Raw genomic sequence first — 11,637 nt, 5'->3', positions numbered from 1 at the left:
TCCGGGCATCATGGCTACTTTCGGCACCCTCTCCGATCGACTCGTCGAGACCTTCAAGAACCTCCGCACGAAGGGCAAGCTCTCCGCGTCGGACGTCGACGGCACCGTCCGCGAGATCCGGCGCGCCCTGCTCGACGCCGACGTCGCGCTGGAGGTCGTGAAGGAGTTCACCGGCAAGGTGCGCGAGCGCGCCCTCGGCGACGAGGTCAACAAGGCGCTCAACCCGGCCCAGCAGGTCGTCCAGATCGTCAACGAGGAGCTCGTCGCGATCCTCGGCGGGCAGTCCCGCCGCCTCGAGTTCGCCAAGCGCCCGCCGACCGTCATCATGCTCGCCGGCCTCCAGGGCGCGGGCAAGACGACCCTCGCGGGCAAGCTGGGCAAGTACCTCGGCAAGGACGGCCACACGCCGCTCCTCGTCGCGGCCGACCTCCAGCGCCCCAACGCGGTGCAGCAGCTGCAGGTCGTCGGCGAGCAGGCCGGAGTCGCGGTCTACGCGCCCGAGCCGGGCAACGGCGTCGGCAGCCCGGTCAAGGTCGCCCAGAACGCGATCCGCTTCGCGACCGACAAGCAGTACGACACGGTCATCATCGACACGGCCGGACGCCTCGGCGTCGACGCCGACATGATGAAGCAGGCCGCCGACATCCGCCGCGTCACCAATCCCGACGAGGTGCTGTTCGTCATCGACGCGATGATCGGCCAGGACGCGGTCGCGACCGCGAAGGCCTTCCAGGAGGGCGTCGACTTCACCGGCGTCGTCCTGTCCAAGCTCGACGGCGACGCCCGCGGAGGCGCGGCGCTCTCGGTCGCCTCGCTCACCGGCCGCCCGATCCTCTTCGCCTCCACGGGCGAGTCGCTCGACGACTTCGAGCAGTTCCACCCCGACCGCATGGCGAGCCGCATCCTCGACCTCGGCGACGTGCTGACCCTCATCGAGCAGGCGCAGTCCGCGTTCGACGAGGACGAGGCCCGCAAGATCGCCGAGAAGATCATGGGGGACACGTTCACCCTCGACGACTTCCTCGGCCAGATGCAGCAGCTGCGCAACATGGGCTCGATCAAGAAGATGATCGGCATGCTGCCCGGCGCGAAGGGCATGCGCGAGCAGCTCGACCAGTTCGACGAGCGCGAGATCGTGCGCACCGAGGCGATCATCCAGTCGATGACGAAGGCGGAGCGGGTCAACCCGAAGCTGCTCAACGGCTCGCGGCGCCTGCGCATCGCCCGCGGCTCCGGCATGACGGTCACGGACGTCAACCAGCTCGTCCAGCGCTTCGAGCAGGCCGCCAAGATGATGAAGACGGTCGCCAAGGGCGGCATGCCCTCGGTCCCCGGCATGGGCCCCGTGCCCGGAGCCGGGTACCAGGGCCGCCCGAAGCCGCAGAAGAAGAAGAGCAGCAAGTCCGGCAACCCCGCCAAGCGCGCGGCCGAGAACGCCGCGATCACCTCCGGGCCCCGCCCGGGCGACGCGGGCGGCTCCGGCTTCGGCCTGGGCGGGGGGGCCGGCAAGGGCGCCCAGCCCACGCCGGAGGAGCTCGAGCAGCTGCAGAAGCTCCTCGGCCGATGAGGTGGGTCGCGGCCGGGCGCGCGGGCGGGGTCCTCGTCCTCGCGGCCGTGCTCGGGCTCACCGGCTGCGCCGAGGGCTCCGGGGTCGACGCGATGACAGCGCCCTCCCCGGAGGACCTCGTCGGGCGCTGGGTGACCGGAGTGGCCTACGACGCGCCCGACGTGCCGTTCCTCCTCATCGCCGAGGACGGGACCTGGACCGGCTCCGACGGCTGCAACGGCGCGCAGGGGGAGTGGTCGATCGACCAGGAGGGCGCGCTCACCGTCTCGGCCGGGCCCAGCACGCTGATCGCCTGCGACGGCGTCGCGCTGCCGATGATCTTCTCGGAGGCGGCGATGGCCTCGCTCGACGGCGGCCGGCTCCGCCTCTTCGACGACGAGGGGGCCACCGTCGTCAAGCTCGCCCGCTCGACCAGCGACGAGGCGCCCTCGGCCTCGCCGGATCCGGCGGGGGAGTAGCGCGCCATCCCTCCTGCGCCGCACCGGGGATCCCCGTGAGGCGCCCCGCTCGCTAGCGTGAGGGCATGACAACCGCACACGCGCGCCCCGTCCGCATCGGCGTCCAGATCGCACCGCAGCACGTCCCCTACGAGGTCATCCGCGACACGCTCGCCGAGCTCGAGGACCTCGGCGTCGACATCGCCTTCAACTGGGACCACTTCTTCCCGCTCTCCGGAGAGCCGAACGGCCTGCACTTCGAGGGCTGGAGCATGCTCGCGGCCTGGGCGGAGCAGACCAGCCGCATCGAGTTCGGCCCGCTGGTCACCTGCAACAGCTACCGGAACCCCGACCTCCTCGCCGACATGGCGCGCACGGTCGACCACATCAGCGCCAAGGGCGCCGAGGGCCGTCTGATCTTCGGCATCGGCTCGGGCTGGTTCGAGCGCGACTACGAGGAGTACGGCTACGAGTTCGGCACCCCCGGCTCGCGACTCGACGAGCTCTCCGAGGCGATGCCGCGCATCCGCAGCCGCTGGTCGATGCTCAACCCGGCGCCCACCCGCGACATCCCGGTGATGATCGGCGGCGGCGGCGAGAAGAAGACGCTGCGCATCGTCGCCGAGCACGCCGACATCTGGCACAGCTTCTCGGACGTCCCGACGCTCGAGCGCAAGCTCGGCGTGCTGTCGGAGTGGTGCGGCCGCGTCGACCGCGACCCGGCGGCGATCGAGATCTCGACCGGCGCGAGCGTGCGCGGCGGGGTCGGCGACGCCTCCTTCGATGTTCTCGACCAGCAGTACGACCTCGGCGCCCGCCTGTTCACGCTCGGCATCACGGGCCCGGACATCGACCTGGCGCCCGTGCGCGACCTGCTCGGCTGGCGCGACGGGAAGAACAGCACCGCGCGCTGACCCGTCGGACGCCGTCGTCGGGCGGCGTCCCGCGTCGGCGTCAGGCCGCCGGAGCGTCCGTCGCCTTCTGGCCGGTCGGCACGGCGCGGGCGAGCCCGGACTTCTCCGCTGCGACCTCGAACGCGTCGGCCAGAGCCCGCTGGCCCTCGACGGTCGGATGCACGCCGTCCTCGCCGAGCAGGCCGTCATCGCGCAGCGGGTCCGGGTACTCGAGCGCGCCGCCGCCGGCGGCGGTGACGGCCTCGACCAGCGCCGCGTCGTACTCGTCGAGGTCGGTGGGGCGCGGGTCCGGGCCCCAGACCGAGTCGAGCGCGATGAGCCGGGCCGACGGCGACGCGGAGGCGATCGCGTCGACGGCCGGGCCGATCGCCGCGTCCACGTCCTCGGGATCCCAGCCCAGGTCGTTGCTGCTGGCGATCAGGACGATCGCGTCGGGCTCCGTGTCGGCGATCTCCTCCGCGCGGTCGCCGATCGCGATGCCGCAGTCGCCCGGCTCGATGAAGCCGCCGCCGTCGCAGCCCAGGTTGGTGACCGCCCAGCCGAGGTCGTCGCCGACGATTGCGGGCCAGGCCTGGTCCGGGTCGACGTTCAGACCGCGCACGATGCTGTCGCCGACGACGGTCACCCGGGAGCCGGCGGGCAGCGAGCCGCCGATCGACAGCGGCAGCGGATCCGCGGTGACGGTGGGGAGGGGAGTGGCGGTGCCGGCGGGCGACGCGCTCGCCGGGCCGGTCGTGGTCGAGGACGAGCAGCCGGCGAGGCCGAGGGCCAGAGCGCCGATCGCCGCAGCGGCGAGGAGGACGGGACGCGTCATGAACGGGGGTCCCGGAGCCCGTCGCGCAGCTCGCCCGCGAGCGCCCGGACCACTGCCTTCAGGTCGCCGTCGTTCGCCGCGGCCGTCCGCAGCTGGCGCTGGTAGCTGGCTCCGGCGACCAGGATCAGCTCGACGTCGGCGAGCTCCTTCACGCAGTCGAGCCGCTCGGCGATCGGCGCGAGGGTGACGAGCAGGTCGCGGATGTCGTCGGTGACCAGCCGCTCCGCTCCGGCGGCGTCGAGGATGATCTCGGCGTCGAGTCCGTAGCGGGCCGCGCGCCACTTGTTCTCGCGCACGTACCAGGGCTGCATGGTCGGCAGGTCCTCGCCGGCGTCCAGCCGCGACGAGAGGTGCTCGACGAGGCACTGGATCAGCGCCGCGACCGCTCCGATCTCCTCCGCGGAGGAGAGGCCGTCGCAGGCGCGCATCTCGAGCGTGCCCCACTGCGGCGACGGGCGGATGTCCCAGCGGACCTCCGTGTGGTCGTCGATGACACCGGTGCGCATCATGTCGTCGACGTACTCCTCGTAGTTCGCCCAGGCTCCGAACTGCGGAGGCAGGCCCGCCGTCGGCAGCTGCTGGAACATCAGCGCGCGGTTCGAGGCGTAGCCCGTGTCGACTCCGCCCCAGAACGGGCTCGACGCCGAGAGCGCCTGCAGGTGGGGGTAGTAGTCGAGCAGGGAGTTGAGGATCGGCAGCACCTTGTCGCGGTGCTCGATGCCGACGTGTACGTGGATGCCCCAGATCATCATGTTCCGGCCCCACCACTGGGTCCGGTCGATGAGGCGGTGGTACCGCTCCTTGTCCGTGATGGTCTGGTCGAACCACTGCGCGAACGGGTGCGTGCCCGAGCACACGAGGTCGAGTCCCATCGGGTCGGTGATCTCGCGCACCTGCCGCAACTGGTCCTGCAGGTCGGCGACCGCGTCGCGGACGGAGGTGTGCACGCCCGAGACCAGCTCGACCGTGTTGCGCAGGAGCTCGCCGGTGATGTGCGGGTGCGGGGCGCCGTCGTCGCCGCGGAGCGCCTCCAGCACCACGTCGGCGACGTTGGCGAGATCACCCGTCTGCCGGTCGACGATCGCGACCTCCCACTCGATCCCGAGCGTGGAGCGGTCTGATGCGGCGAAGCTGATCTCCATGGCGTGGTCCTCATCGGATCCGGGCGTCCGCCGATCGGGACGCGCCTCGCCATCCTGCCACCTGTGGCCGGGGCGGACGCCGAGCCCCGGCGGAGGCCCTCCCGGCACCGCCCGGCCCGCTCCCGGGCGGGCGCTGGACGGCGGCGGCGTGCCGGGCCCGCACCGGGGCGGTTTTTCTGGCAGAATGATCCGTCGGGTCCGAGGCGGTCGACCCTCTACTCACCGCCGACGAAACCCCCTCGAGCTTCCGCCGGGTGTGCCCCCACGCTCACGGCTCAGTTCATCCATCATCGACCGGACACCGGTCAACGACCACACAGGAGAATTGTGGCTGTCAAGATTCGTCTGAAGCGCCTCGGCAAGATCCGGGCGCCCTACTACCGCATCGTCGTCGCCGACTCGCGCACCAAGCGCGACGGCCGCGTGATCGAGGAGATCGGCAAGTACCACCCCACCGAGCAGCCCTCGTTCATCCAGGTCGACTCGGAGCGCGCGCAGTACTGGCTCGGAGTCGGCGCGCAGCCGACCGAGCAGGTCGCCGCGATCCTCAAGCTGACCGGCGACTGGGGCCGCTTCCAGGGCGACGCCGACGCCGTCAGCACCGTCCAGGTGAAGGAGCCCAAGGCTCCGTTCGTCGTCGACGCGAAGAAGAAGCCCGTCCTCAAGCCGAAGTCCGAGGCTCCGGCCAAGGCCGCCCCGGTCGAGGACACCGCCGACGAGACCTCCACCGAGGCGTAGTTCGTGCTCGCTCCCGCCGTCGAACACCTCGTCAAGGGGATCGTCGAGAACCCCGATGAGGTCAGTGTCGTGGCCACGAGCTCCCCGCGCGGAGAGGTCCTCGAGGTGCGTGTGCACCCCGAGGACCTCGGCCGCGTGATCGGACGCTCCGGTCGCACCGCCAAGGCCGTCCGCACTCTCGTCGCCGCGCTCGCCGACGGGCGCCGTGTGCGCGTCGACGTCGTCGACACCGACAAGTAGAGGTGTCGGTCACCGGACCGGGCACGACGCAGCTCCGCGTCGCCCGACTCACCAAGGCCCACGGGCTCAAGGGCGCCATCAAGCTCGAGCTCTACACGGACGAGCCCGACAAGCGCTTCACCCCCGGATCCACGTTCACGCTGCAGGTGCCCCGCACCTCCGAGTGGCACGGCAAGAAGCTCGAGCTCGTCGAGCTGCGCTGGTACAACAGCCACCCCGTCGCGTTCTTCCGGGGCGTCGACGACCGCAACGCCGCCGAGACCCTCCTGAAGGCGATCCTCTGGATCGACGAGGAGGTGCAGACCCAGCCGGGCGAGGACGACTCCTGGTACGACTACCAGCTGGTCGGCATGAAGGTCGTCCGCGACGGCGTCGAGGTCGGCACCGTCCGCCGGGTCGACCACTTCCCCGCGCAGGACCTGCTCATCGTCGGCACTCCCTCCGGCGAGGTGATGGTGCCGTTCGTGAACGCGATCGTGCCCTCCGTCGACGCCGCCGCGGGGATCGTCACGGTCACGCCGCCGATCGGACTGTTCGAGGAGGCTCCCGAGGAGGAGCCCGCCGCGGTCGACCTCAGCGGTGTCGACCTCGCGGACCCGGCGCTGAGCGCGCCCGCGGACGCCGACGAGTCGGACGCCGACGCCGCTCCCGTGTCGCCCGCGGACGACGAGCCCTCGGCCGCATCCGACGCCGACGCCGCCTCCGCCCCCGCCCCCGCCCCCGAGGAGGAGCCCCGGTCGTGAGGATCGACATCGTCACGATCTTCCCGGAGTTCTTCGGCGTGCTCGACATCAGCCTGCTCGGCCGTGCGCGGCAGAGCGGGCTGATCGAGCTCGGCGTGCACGACCTGCGCGACTTCACCCACGACCGCCACCGCACTGTCGACGACACGCCCTACGGCGGCGGCGCCGGAATGGTGATGCGACCAGAGCCGTGGGGCGAGGCGCTCGACACGATCCTCGACGGCACCGACGACCCCGTCGTGATCTTCCCGTCGCCCGCGGGCGAGCTCTTCACCCAGGCGACGGCCCGCGAGCTCGCGGAGGAGTCCTCCCTCGTCTTCGGCTGCGGCCGCTACGAGGGCATCGACCAGCGCGTCGTCGACCACACCGCCGAGCGCGCGCGCGTCCGGCTGATCAGCCTCGGCGACTACGTCCTCAACGGGGGAGAGGTCGCCGTGATGGCGATGATCGAGGCCGTCGGACGCCTGGTCCCGGGCGTCGTCGGCAACCCGGCGAGCCTCGTCGAGGAGAGCCACTCCGACGGGCTCCTCGAGTACCCGAGCTACACCAAGCCGGCGTCCTGGCGCGGCCTCGACGTCCCTCCAGTGCTCCTCAGCGGCAACCACGGAGCGATCGCCGCCTGGCGCCACGAGCAGAGCGTCGAGCGCACGCGCCGCGTCCGCCCCGAACTGCTGCCCTGAGCCCCGCCCGCCGCGAGATGCCACCTCTGACGCGGCGCCGCGGCGTGTCGTCCTCACAGGTGGCATCTCGCGGCGGCGATCACCGGGTCGCGAGGGCCAGGTGCCGGTCCCGGAGGGCGAGGAAGAGCGGGAACGCGAACGCCAGGGCGACCAGCGGCGCGAGCAGCACCAGGATCCACACGCGGCGCATCCCGATCCGACGGCCCTCCACCACCATGAAGGCGACGGCCGCGATCGCGACCACCAGCAGATCGGTCGAGAACGACGACACCCATGGCCCGCCTGCGGCGAGGCCGGCGACGACGTCCGCACCGTCCAGGACCGCTCGCACGTTCCAGGTCCAGGTGCCGACGAGTCCGGCCGCCGCGAGCACGAGGTAGACCACGCTGAGCGCGGTCCACCCGTTCCTCCAGCGCCGCACGTCAGTCCCGCGCGGACAGGACGATGTTCCCGGTCTCGGTGATCGCGATGGTGTGCTCCATGTGGGCGCCTCGCGAACCGTCGCGGCTGCGGAGGGTCCAGCCGTCCTTGTCCGTGTAGATCTCGTCGGTGGTCTGCAGGAACCACGGCTCGATCGCGACGACGAGGCCCGGGCGGAGCGGGTAGCCGCGCCCGGCGCGTCCGTCGTTGGGGATGTGCGGATCGCCGTGCATCGTGCGGCCGACGCCGTGGCCGCCGAAGTCGGTGTTGATGGACAGCCCCTCGGCGTGCGCGACGGCCGCGATGGCCGCGGAGATGTCGCCGATCTTCTTCCCGGGCTGCGCGGCGGCGATGCCGGCCTCGAGCGCGCGGGTGGTGGTGTCGATGAGGGCGAGGTCCTCCTCGCGCGGCGTCCCGACCACGACGCTGATCGCCGAGTCGGCGACCCAGCCGTCCACGGAGGCGGCGAAGTCGAGGGTGAGCAGGTCGCCGTCCTTCAGGCGGTAGTCGAAGGGCAGGCCGTGCAGCACCGCGTCGTTGACGGAGGTGCAGATGACCTTGCCGAACGGGCTCGCGCCGAAGGAGGGGTGGTAGTCGATGTAGCAGGACTCGGCGCCGGCCGCGCGGATCATGTCGTGGGCGAGCCGGTCGAGCTCCAGCAGGTTCACGCCCACGGCGGCGGCGGCGGAGGTGGCCTTCAGGACCTCGCCGACGAAGCGGCCGGCGGGACGCATCTCCTCGATCTCGGCGGGCGTGCGTAGCTCGATCATCCTGATCCTCTCGGGGTCCGCTGAGCCGTCGCTCAGCGGTGGTGGGTACGGTCGGTGCATGCGCACGCGACGGGCATTCGGTTCCTGGCAGTTCCCGGCGGCGATCGTGCTGCCCTTGTGGATCCTCCTCGGGTACGGGGTCTTCGGAGGATCGAGCGGCTGGACCGTGCTCGGTCTGGTGATCGCCCTCCCCATTCTGGCGGTCGCGCTGGCGGCTGTGGCCGCGATCGTCGCATTCCGGGTGACCGTGCGGCCCACGCGCACTCCCGCCTGGGGCGACGTGGCCGTGGTCGGCGCCTGGCACCTCTCCCTGATCGCCTTCGGCTTCTTCCCGCCCGGCGCCTGGGCACTGGGCCTGCTCTCGGTGGTCCTCGGAGTGGCGGCCTTCTGGCACTCGGCGTGGCGGTTCCTCACGGACGCCCGCGCCACTCTGCTCGCCTTCACGGAGGCGGCCACCGTCCAGGCCGAGGGCGCTCACCGTCCGGTCGCCGGCGAGGGCTTCGACCCGGAGCGCCCGCAGGACGGGCAGACGATCGTCCTCTGAGGGGTCAGACCTCCTGCGAGACTCCGCCTTGTCGCGAGGCCCGCCCTCTCGACGGCCCCGCTTTGACGCGGATCGACGCCGCATGGCAGAATGAGCGCTTGTGCCTCGCGCAGGCTCTGCCACAGGGGAGCCGCGACGACGTGGGCACGACCGACTTCCATCAACGAAACGGTGTTCGACCTGTGGCGGGCACGGAGAGCGATACAGCATGCACATCCTCGATTCCGTCGATGCGGCGTCCCTCCGCAGCGATGTCCCGGACTTCCGCGCCGGCGACACCGTCAAGGTCCACGTCAACATCGTCGAGGGCACCCGCTCGCGCATCCAGGTCTTCCAGGGCGTCGTCATCGGCCGCTCCAACGAGGGCGTCCGCGAGACCTTCACCGTCCGCAAGGTGAGCTTCCAGGTCGGCGTCGAGCGCACGTTCCCCGTGCACTCGCCGGTCATCGACCACATCGAGGTCGTCACCCGCGGTGACGTCCGTCGCGCGAAGCTCTACTACCTGCGGAACCTCCGCGGCAAGAAGGCCAAGATCAAGGAGAAGCGCGACGCCTGAGCGGCATCCGCACGACTTCTCGGGAACCCCGGTCCACCTATGATGGACCGGGGTTCCTCCCTTTCTCGGGGGCGATCCGTCCGGGGAGTCCACCCGGTGATGCACAGTAGGGGCGACGGCGAGCGATGACAGACAGCACGGCCCCGGTCCGCCTCCCCGGAGGCGAGGATCACGCCCGCCACTCGGCGGATCCGTCCGAGAAGCGCCCGCGCAGGCGCCGGGGAGTCCTGCTGTTCCTCCGCGACGTGCTGATCATCTTCGTGGTCGCAGTGCTCGTCTCCTTCCTCGTGAAGACCTTCCTGATCCGCTCGTTCTACATCCCGTCCTCCTCGATGGAGCAGACCCTCGTCGAGAACGACCGGATCCTCGTGAACGAGCTCGTGCCGGGAGTCGTGCCGATCTCGCGCGGCGACGTCGTCGTCTTCCGCGATCCCGGCGGATGGCTCTCGCCGAGCTCCGAGCCCTCCGTGCCGCCGTTCCAGGCCGCGGTCGACTCGGCCCTCGCGCTCGTCGGCCTCACCGCTCCCGACAGCAACGATCACCTGATCAAGCGCGTCATCGGCCTGCCCGGCGACCACGTGACCTGCTGCACTCCGCTCGGCCAGGTCGAGATCAACGGCAACCCGATCGACGAGCCCTACGTGAAGCTGCCGGACGGGGTGCAGGCCGTCTCGGCCACCCCCTTCGACGTCGTGGTGCCCGAGGGCTCGCTCTGGGTGATGGGCGACAACCGCTACAACTCCGCCGACTCCCGCTACAACACCGACAAGCCGGGCGGCGGCTTCGTGCCGATCGACAACGTCGTGGGCCGCGCGATCCTCGTCACCTGGCCCGTCCAGCAGTGGGCGTGGCTCGACGACTACCCGTCGGTGTTCCGCGGAGTCGACACCGAGGCCTCCGAGGAGGGCTCGGACGACGCGCAGAGCGGGCAGGGCTAGGTGGTCGTCGCCGAGCCGACGCTGACGCAGGAGCGGCGCCTCTTCCGGCAGGGCTACGAGACGGTCATCGGCTGCGACGAGGTCGGCCGCGGCGCGATCGCCGGCCCGGTCTCGGTCGGTGTCGTGTCGATCGGCAGCCGCTGCGGGCGCTTCCCCGAGGGGCTCCGCGACTCCAAGATGCTCGCCCCCGCCCGCCGCGAGGCGCTGCTGCCGGGAGTGGCGAAGTGGGTCTCGGCCTGGGCGATCGGCGAGTCCTCGGCGGACGAGATCGATGAGACGGGGATCATCGCCGGCCTCGGCCGCGCGGCCTCGAGGGGCATCGAGCGCCTCGCCGACCAGGGCGTCGACCTCGCCACCGCCGTCGTCCTCCTCGACGGCGCCCACGACTGGCTGACGCCCGCGCTGGGCGAGTGGGCGGCCGAGCTGACCATCGTCACCCGCGTGAAGGCCGACCGCGACTGCGCCGCCGTCTCCGCCGCCTCCGTGCTCGCCAAGGTGGGCCGGGACGGCCAGATGGTGCGCCACCACGACGACTTCGCCGACTACGCCTGGGACAGCAACAAGGGCTACGGCAGCGCTGCGCACTGGGCGGGGATCGAGCGCGTCGGCCCGTCCCCGCTGCATCGGGTGACCTGGCTGTCGAAGTCGCGGGAGAGCGTCGAGGAGCCGCTCCCGGCGCTCGGGCCCGTCGGCGCGGCGTAGGATTGTCCAACAATGGATGAGGACGAATTCGAGGACTACGACCGCGAGGTCGAGCTGGCACTGTACCGGGAGTACCGCGACGTCGTCTCGCAGTTCTCGTACGTCGTCGAGACCGAGCGCCGGTTCTACCTGGCAAACGAGGTCGACCTGGTCCGCCGCGACACCGAGCACGACTTCTACTTCGAGCTGACCATGCGCGACGTCTGGGTCTGGGACGTCTACCGCTCCGACCGCTTCGTGAAGTCGGTGCGCGTGCTGACCTTCAAGGACGTCAACGTCGAGGAGCTCTCCCGCAAGGAGTTCGAGCTCCCCAAGGAGCTCGCACTCGACGAGTAGGGCGCCGTTCGTCTTCTGCATCGCCCGCTCCTCACTGGACGAGCCGAAGAACCCTGCTGGTCGAGTAGCCGCCCTCGGCGGCGTACCGAGACCCCG

15 protein-coding genes and 1 pseudogene are annotated in these 11,637 nt (G+C 71.2%); 12 read left to right on the top strand and 4 right to left on the bottom strand.

Annotated features, from left to right (window positions below; genetic code table 11):
• Positions 1–10 precede the first annotated feature (10 nt).
• From ffh to GSU45_RS08990, 3 genes are all read left to right on the top strand, one after another.
• Positions 11–1,567 carry a signal recognition particle protein gene (ffh, locus tag GSU45_RS09000; protein WP_159914354.1) on the top strand — a complete coding sequence of 519 codons (1,557 nt, stop codon included), beginning with the start codon at positions 11–13 and terminating at the stop codon, positions 1,565–1,567.
• Positions 1,564–2,025, top strand: a complete 462-nt coding sequence (locus GSU45_RS08995) for an META domain-containing protein (RefSeq protein ID WP_159914352.1) — start codon at positions 1,564–1,566, stop codon at positions 2,023–2,025. Before ffh ends, GSU45_RS08995 begins: the two co-directional genes overlap by 4 nt.
• Before the next feature lie 65 nt (positions 2,026–2,090).
• Positions 2,091–2,918, top strand: coding sequence for an LLM class F420-dependent oxidoreductase (locus tag GSU45_RS08990; protein ID WP_159914350.1), 828 nt, complete (start codon positions 2,091–2,093; stop codon positions 2,916–2,918).
• Positions 2,919–2,958: 40 nt separating this feature from the next.
• On the opposite strand, the gene GSU45_RS08985 is transcribed toward GSU45_RS08990, so the two are convergent.
• Together GSU45_RS08985 and GSU45_RS08980 are read right to left on the bottom strand one after the other, a co-directional pair.
• Positions 2,959–3,732 (bottom strand): SGNH/GDSL hydrolase family protein, encoded by a 774-nt coding sequence (locus GSU45_RS08985; RefSeq protein ID WP_159914347.1) that lies wholly within the window; start codon positions 3,730–3,732, stop codon positions 2,959–2,961.
• Positions 3,729–4,874, bottom strand: coding sequence for a glutamate--cysteine ligase (locus GSU45_RS08980; protein ID WP_159914345.1), 1,146 nt, complete (start codon positions 4,872–4,874; stop codon positions 3,729–3,731). Before GSU45_RS08980 ends, GSU45_RS08985 begins: the two co-directional genes overlap by 4 nt.
• Before the next feature lie 327 nt (positions 4,875–5,201).
• Between GSU45_RS08980 and rpsP the strand changes: the two genes are divergently transcribed.
• The 4 genes and pseudogenes from rpsP to trmD all read left to right on the top strand — a co-directional run bounded on the left by rpsP (position 5,202) and on the right by trmD (position 7,275).
• Positions 5,202–5,612, top strand: a complete 411-nt coding sequence (gene rpsP, locus GSU45_RS08975) for a 30S ribosomal protein S16 (protein WP_159914343.1) — start codon at positions 5,202–5,204, stop codon at positions 5,610–5,612.
• Between the two features lie 3 nt (positions 5,613–5,615).
• Positions 5,616–5,852 carry an RNA-binding protein gene (locus GSU45_RS08970; RefSeq protein ID WP_068210678.1) on the top strand — a complete coding sequence of 79 codons (237 nt, stop codon included), beginning with the start codon at positions 5,616–5,618 and terminating at the stop codon, positions 5,850–5,852.
• Between the two features lie 2 nt (positions 5,853–5,854).
• Positions 5,855–6,409: pseudogene (gene rimM / locus GSU45_RS08965) on the top strand (ribosome maturation factor RimM); the annotation flags it as partial.
• 182 nt (positions 6,410–6,591) lie between these two features.
• Positions 6,592–7,275, top strand: a complete 684-nt coding sequence (gene trmD / locus GSU45_RS08960) for a tRNA (guanosine(37)-N1)-methyltransferase TrmD (protein ID WP_159914339.1) — start codon at positions 6,592–6,594, stop codon at positions 7,273–7,275.
• Between the two features lie 79 nt (positions 7,276–7,354).
• On the opposite strand, the gene GSU45_RS08955 is transcribed toward trmD, so the two are convergent.
• The gene (locus GSU45_RS08955; RefSeq protein ID WP_244248071.1) at positions 7,355–7,696 is read right to left on the bottom strand and encodes a DUF2834 domain-containing protein; all 342 of its coding nucleotides are present in this window, start codon (positions 7,694–7,696) and stop codon (positions 7,355–7,357) included.
• Position 7,697: 1 nt separating this feature from the next.
• Positions 7,698–8,465, bottom strand: coding sequence for a type I methionyl aminopeptidase (gene map, locus GSU45_RS08950; protein WP_159914337.1), 768 nt, complete (start codon positions 8,463–8,465; stop codon positions 7,698–7,700).
• 58 nt (positions 8,466–8,523) lie between these two features.
• Between map and GSU45_RS08945 the strand changes: the two genes are divergently transcribed.
• The 5 genes from GSU45_RS08945 to GSU45_RS08925 all read left to right on the top strand — a co-directional run bounded on the left by GSU45_RS08945 (position 8,524) and on the right by GSU45_RS08925 (position 11,541).
• Positions 8,524–9,009, top strand: a complete 486-nt coding sequence (locus GSU45_RS08945) for a hypothetical protein (RefSeq protein WP_159914335.1) — start codon at positions 8,524–8,526, stop codon at positions 9,007–9,009.
• Positions 9,010–9,217: 208 nt separating this feature from the next.
• Positions 9,218–9,565 carry a 50S ribosomal protein L19 gene (rplS, locus tag GSU45_RS08940; RefSeq protein WP_159914333.1) on the top strand — a complete coding sequence of 116 codons (348 nt, stop codon included), beginning with the start codon at positions 9,218–9,220 and terminating at the stop codon, positions 9,563–9,565.
• A gap of 125 nt (positions 9,566–9,690) precedes the next feature.
• A complete protein-coding gene (gene lepB, locus GSU45_RS08935) occupies positions 9,691–10,503 on the top strand; it encodes a signal peptidase I (RefSeq protein ID WP_159914331.1) in 813 nt (270 codons plus the stop codon).
• Entirely contained in the window at positions 10,504–11,205 is a 702-nt protein-coding gene (locus GSU45_RS08930) for a ribonuclease HII (RefSeq protein ID WP_159914329.1), read from the top strand.
• 12 nt (positions 11,206–11,217) lie between these two features.
• Complete coding sequence (locus GSU45_RS08925) at positions 11,218–11,541, top strand: DUF2469 domain-containing protein (RefSeq protein ID WP_055792576.1); 324 nt, start codon at positions 11,218–11,220, stop codon at positions 11,539–11,541.
• Positions 11,542–11,637: the final 96 nt, after the last annotated feature.

This window comes from Rathayibacter sp. VKM Ac-2801 (assembly GCF_009834245.1).
In the GTDB taxonomy this organism is placed as follows: Bacteria; Actinomycetota; Actinomycetes; order Actinomycetales; family Microbacteriaceae; genus Rathayibacter.
This window is presented reverse-complemented; position numbering and strand designations above follow the sequence as displayed.

What these genes read in the sequence shown, in the direction of transcription:
- ffh (WP_159914354.1), top strand. Translation starts at nt 11, where the DNA reads ATGGCTACTTTCGGCACCCTCTCCGATCGACTCGTCGAGACCTTCAAG.
- GSU45_RS08995 (WP_159914352.1), top strand. Translation starts at nt 1,564, where the DNA reads ATGAGGTGGGTCGCGGCCGGGCGCGCGGGCGGGGTCCTCGTCCTCGCG.
- GSU45_RS08990 (WP_159914350.1), top strand. Translation starts at nt 2,091, where the DNA reads ATGACAACCGCACACGCGCGCCCCGTCCGCATCGGCGTCCAGATCGCA.
- GSU45_RS08985 (WP_159914347.1), bottom strand. Translation starts at nt 3,732, where the DNA reads ATGACGCGTCCCGTCCTCCTCGCCGCTGCGGCGATCGGCGCTCTGGCC.
- GSU45_RS08980 (WP_159914345.1), bottom strand. Translation starts at nt 4,874, where the DNA reads ATGGAGATCAGCTTCGCCGCATCAGACCGCTCCACGCTCGGGATCGAG.
- map (WP_159914337.1), bottom strand. Translation starts at nt 8,465, where the DNA reads ATGATCGAGCTACGCACGCCCGCCGAGATCGAGGAGATGCGTCCCGCC.
- GSU45_RS08945 (WP_159914335.1), top strand. Translation starts at nt 8,524, where the DNA reads ATGCGCACGCGACGGGCATTCGGTTCCTGGCAGTTCCCGGCGGCGATC.
- rplS (WP_159914333.1), top strand. Translation starts at nt 9,218, where the DNA reads ATGCACATCCTCGATTCCGTCGATGCGGCGTCCCTCCGCAGCGATGTC.
- lepB (WP_159914331.1), top strand. Translation starts at nt 9,691, where the DNA reads ATGACAGACAGCACGGCCCCGGTCCGCCTCCCCGGAGGCGAGGATCAC.
- GSU45_RS08925 (WP_055792576.1), top strand. Translation starts at nt 11,218, where the DNA reads ATGGATGAGGACGAATTCGAGGACTACGACCGCGAGGTCGAGCTGGCA.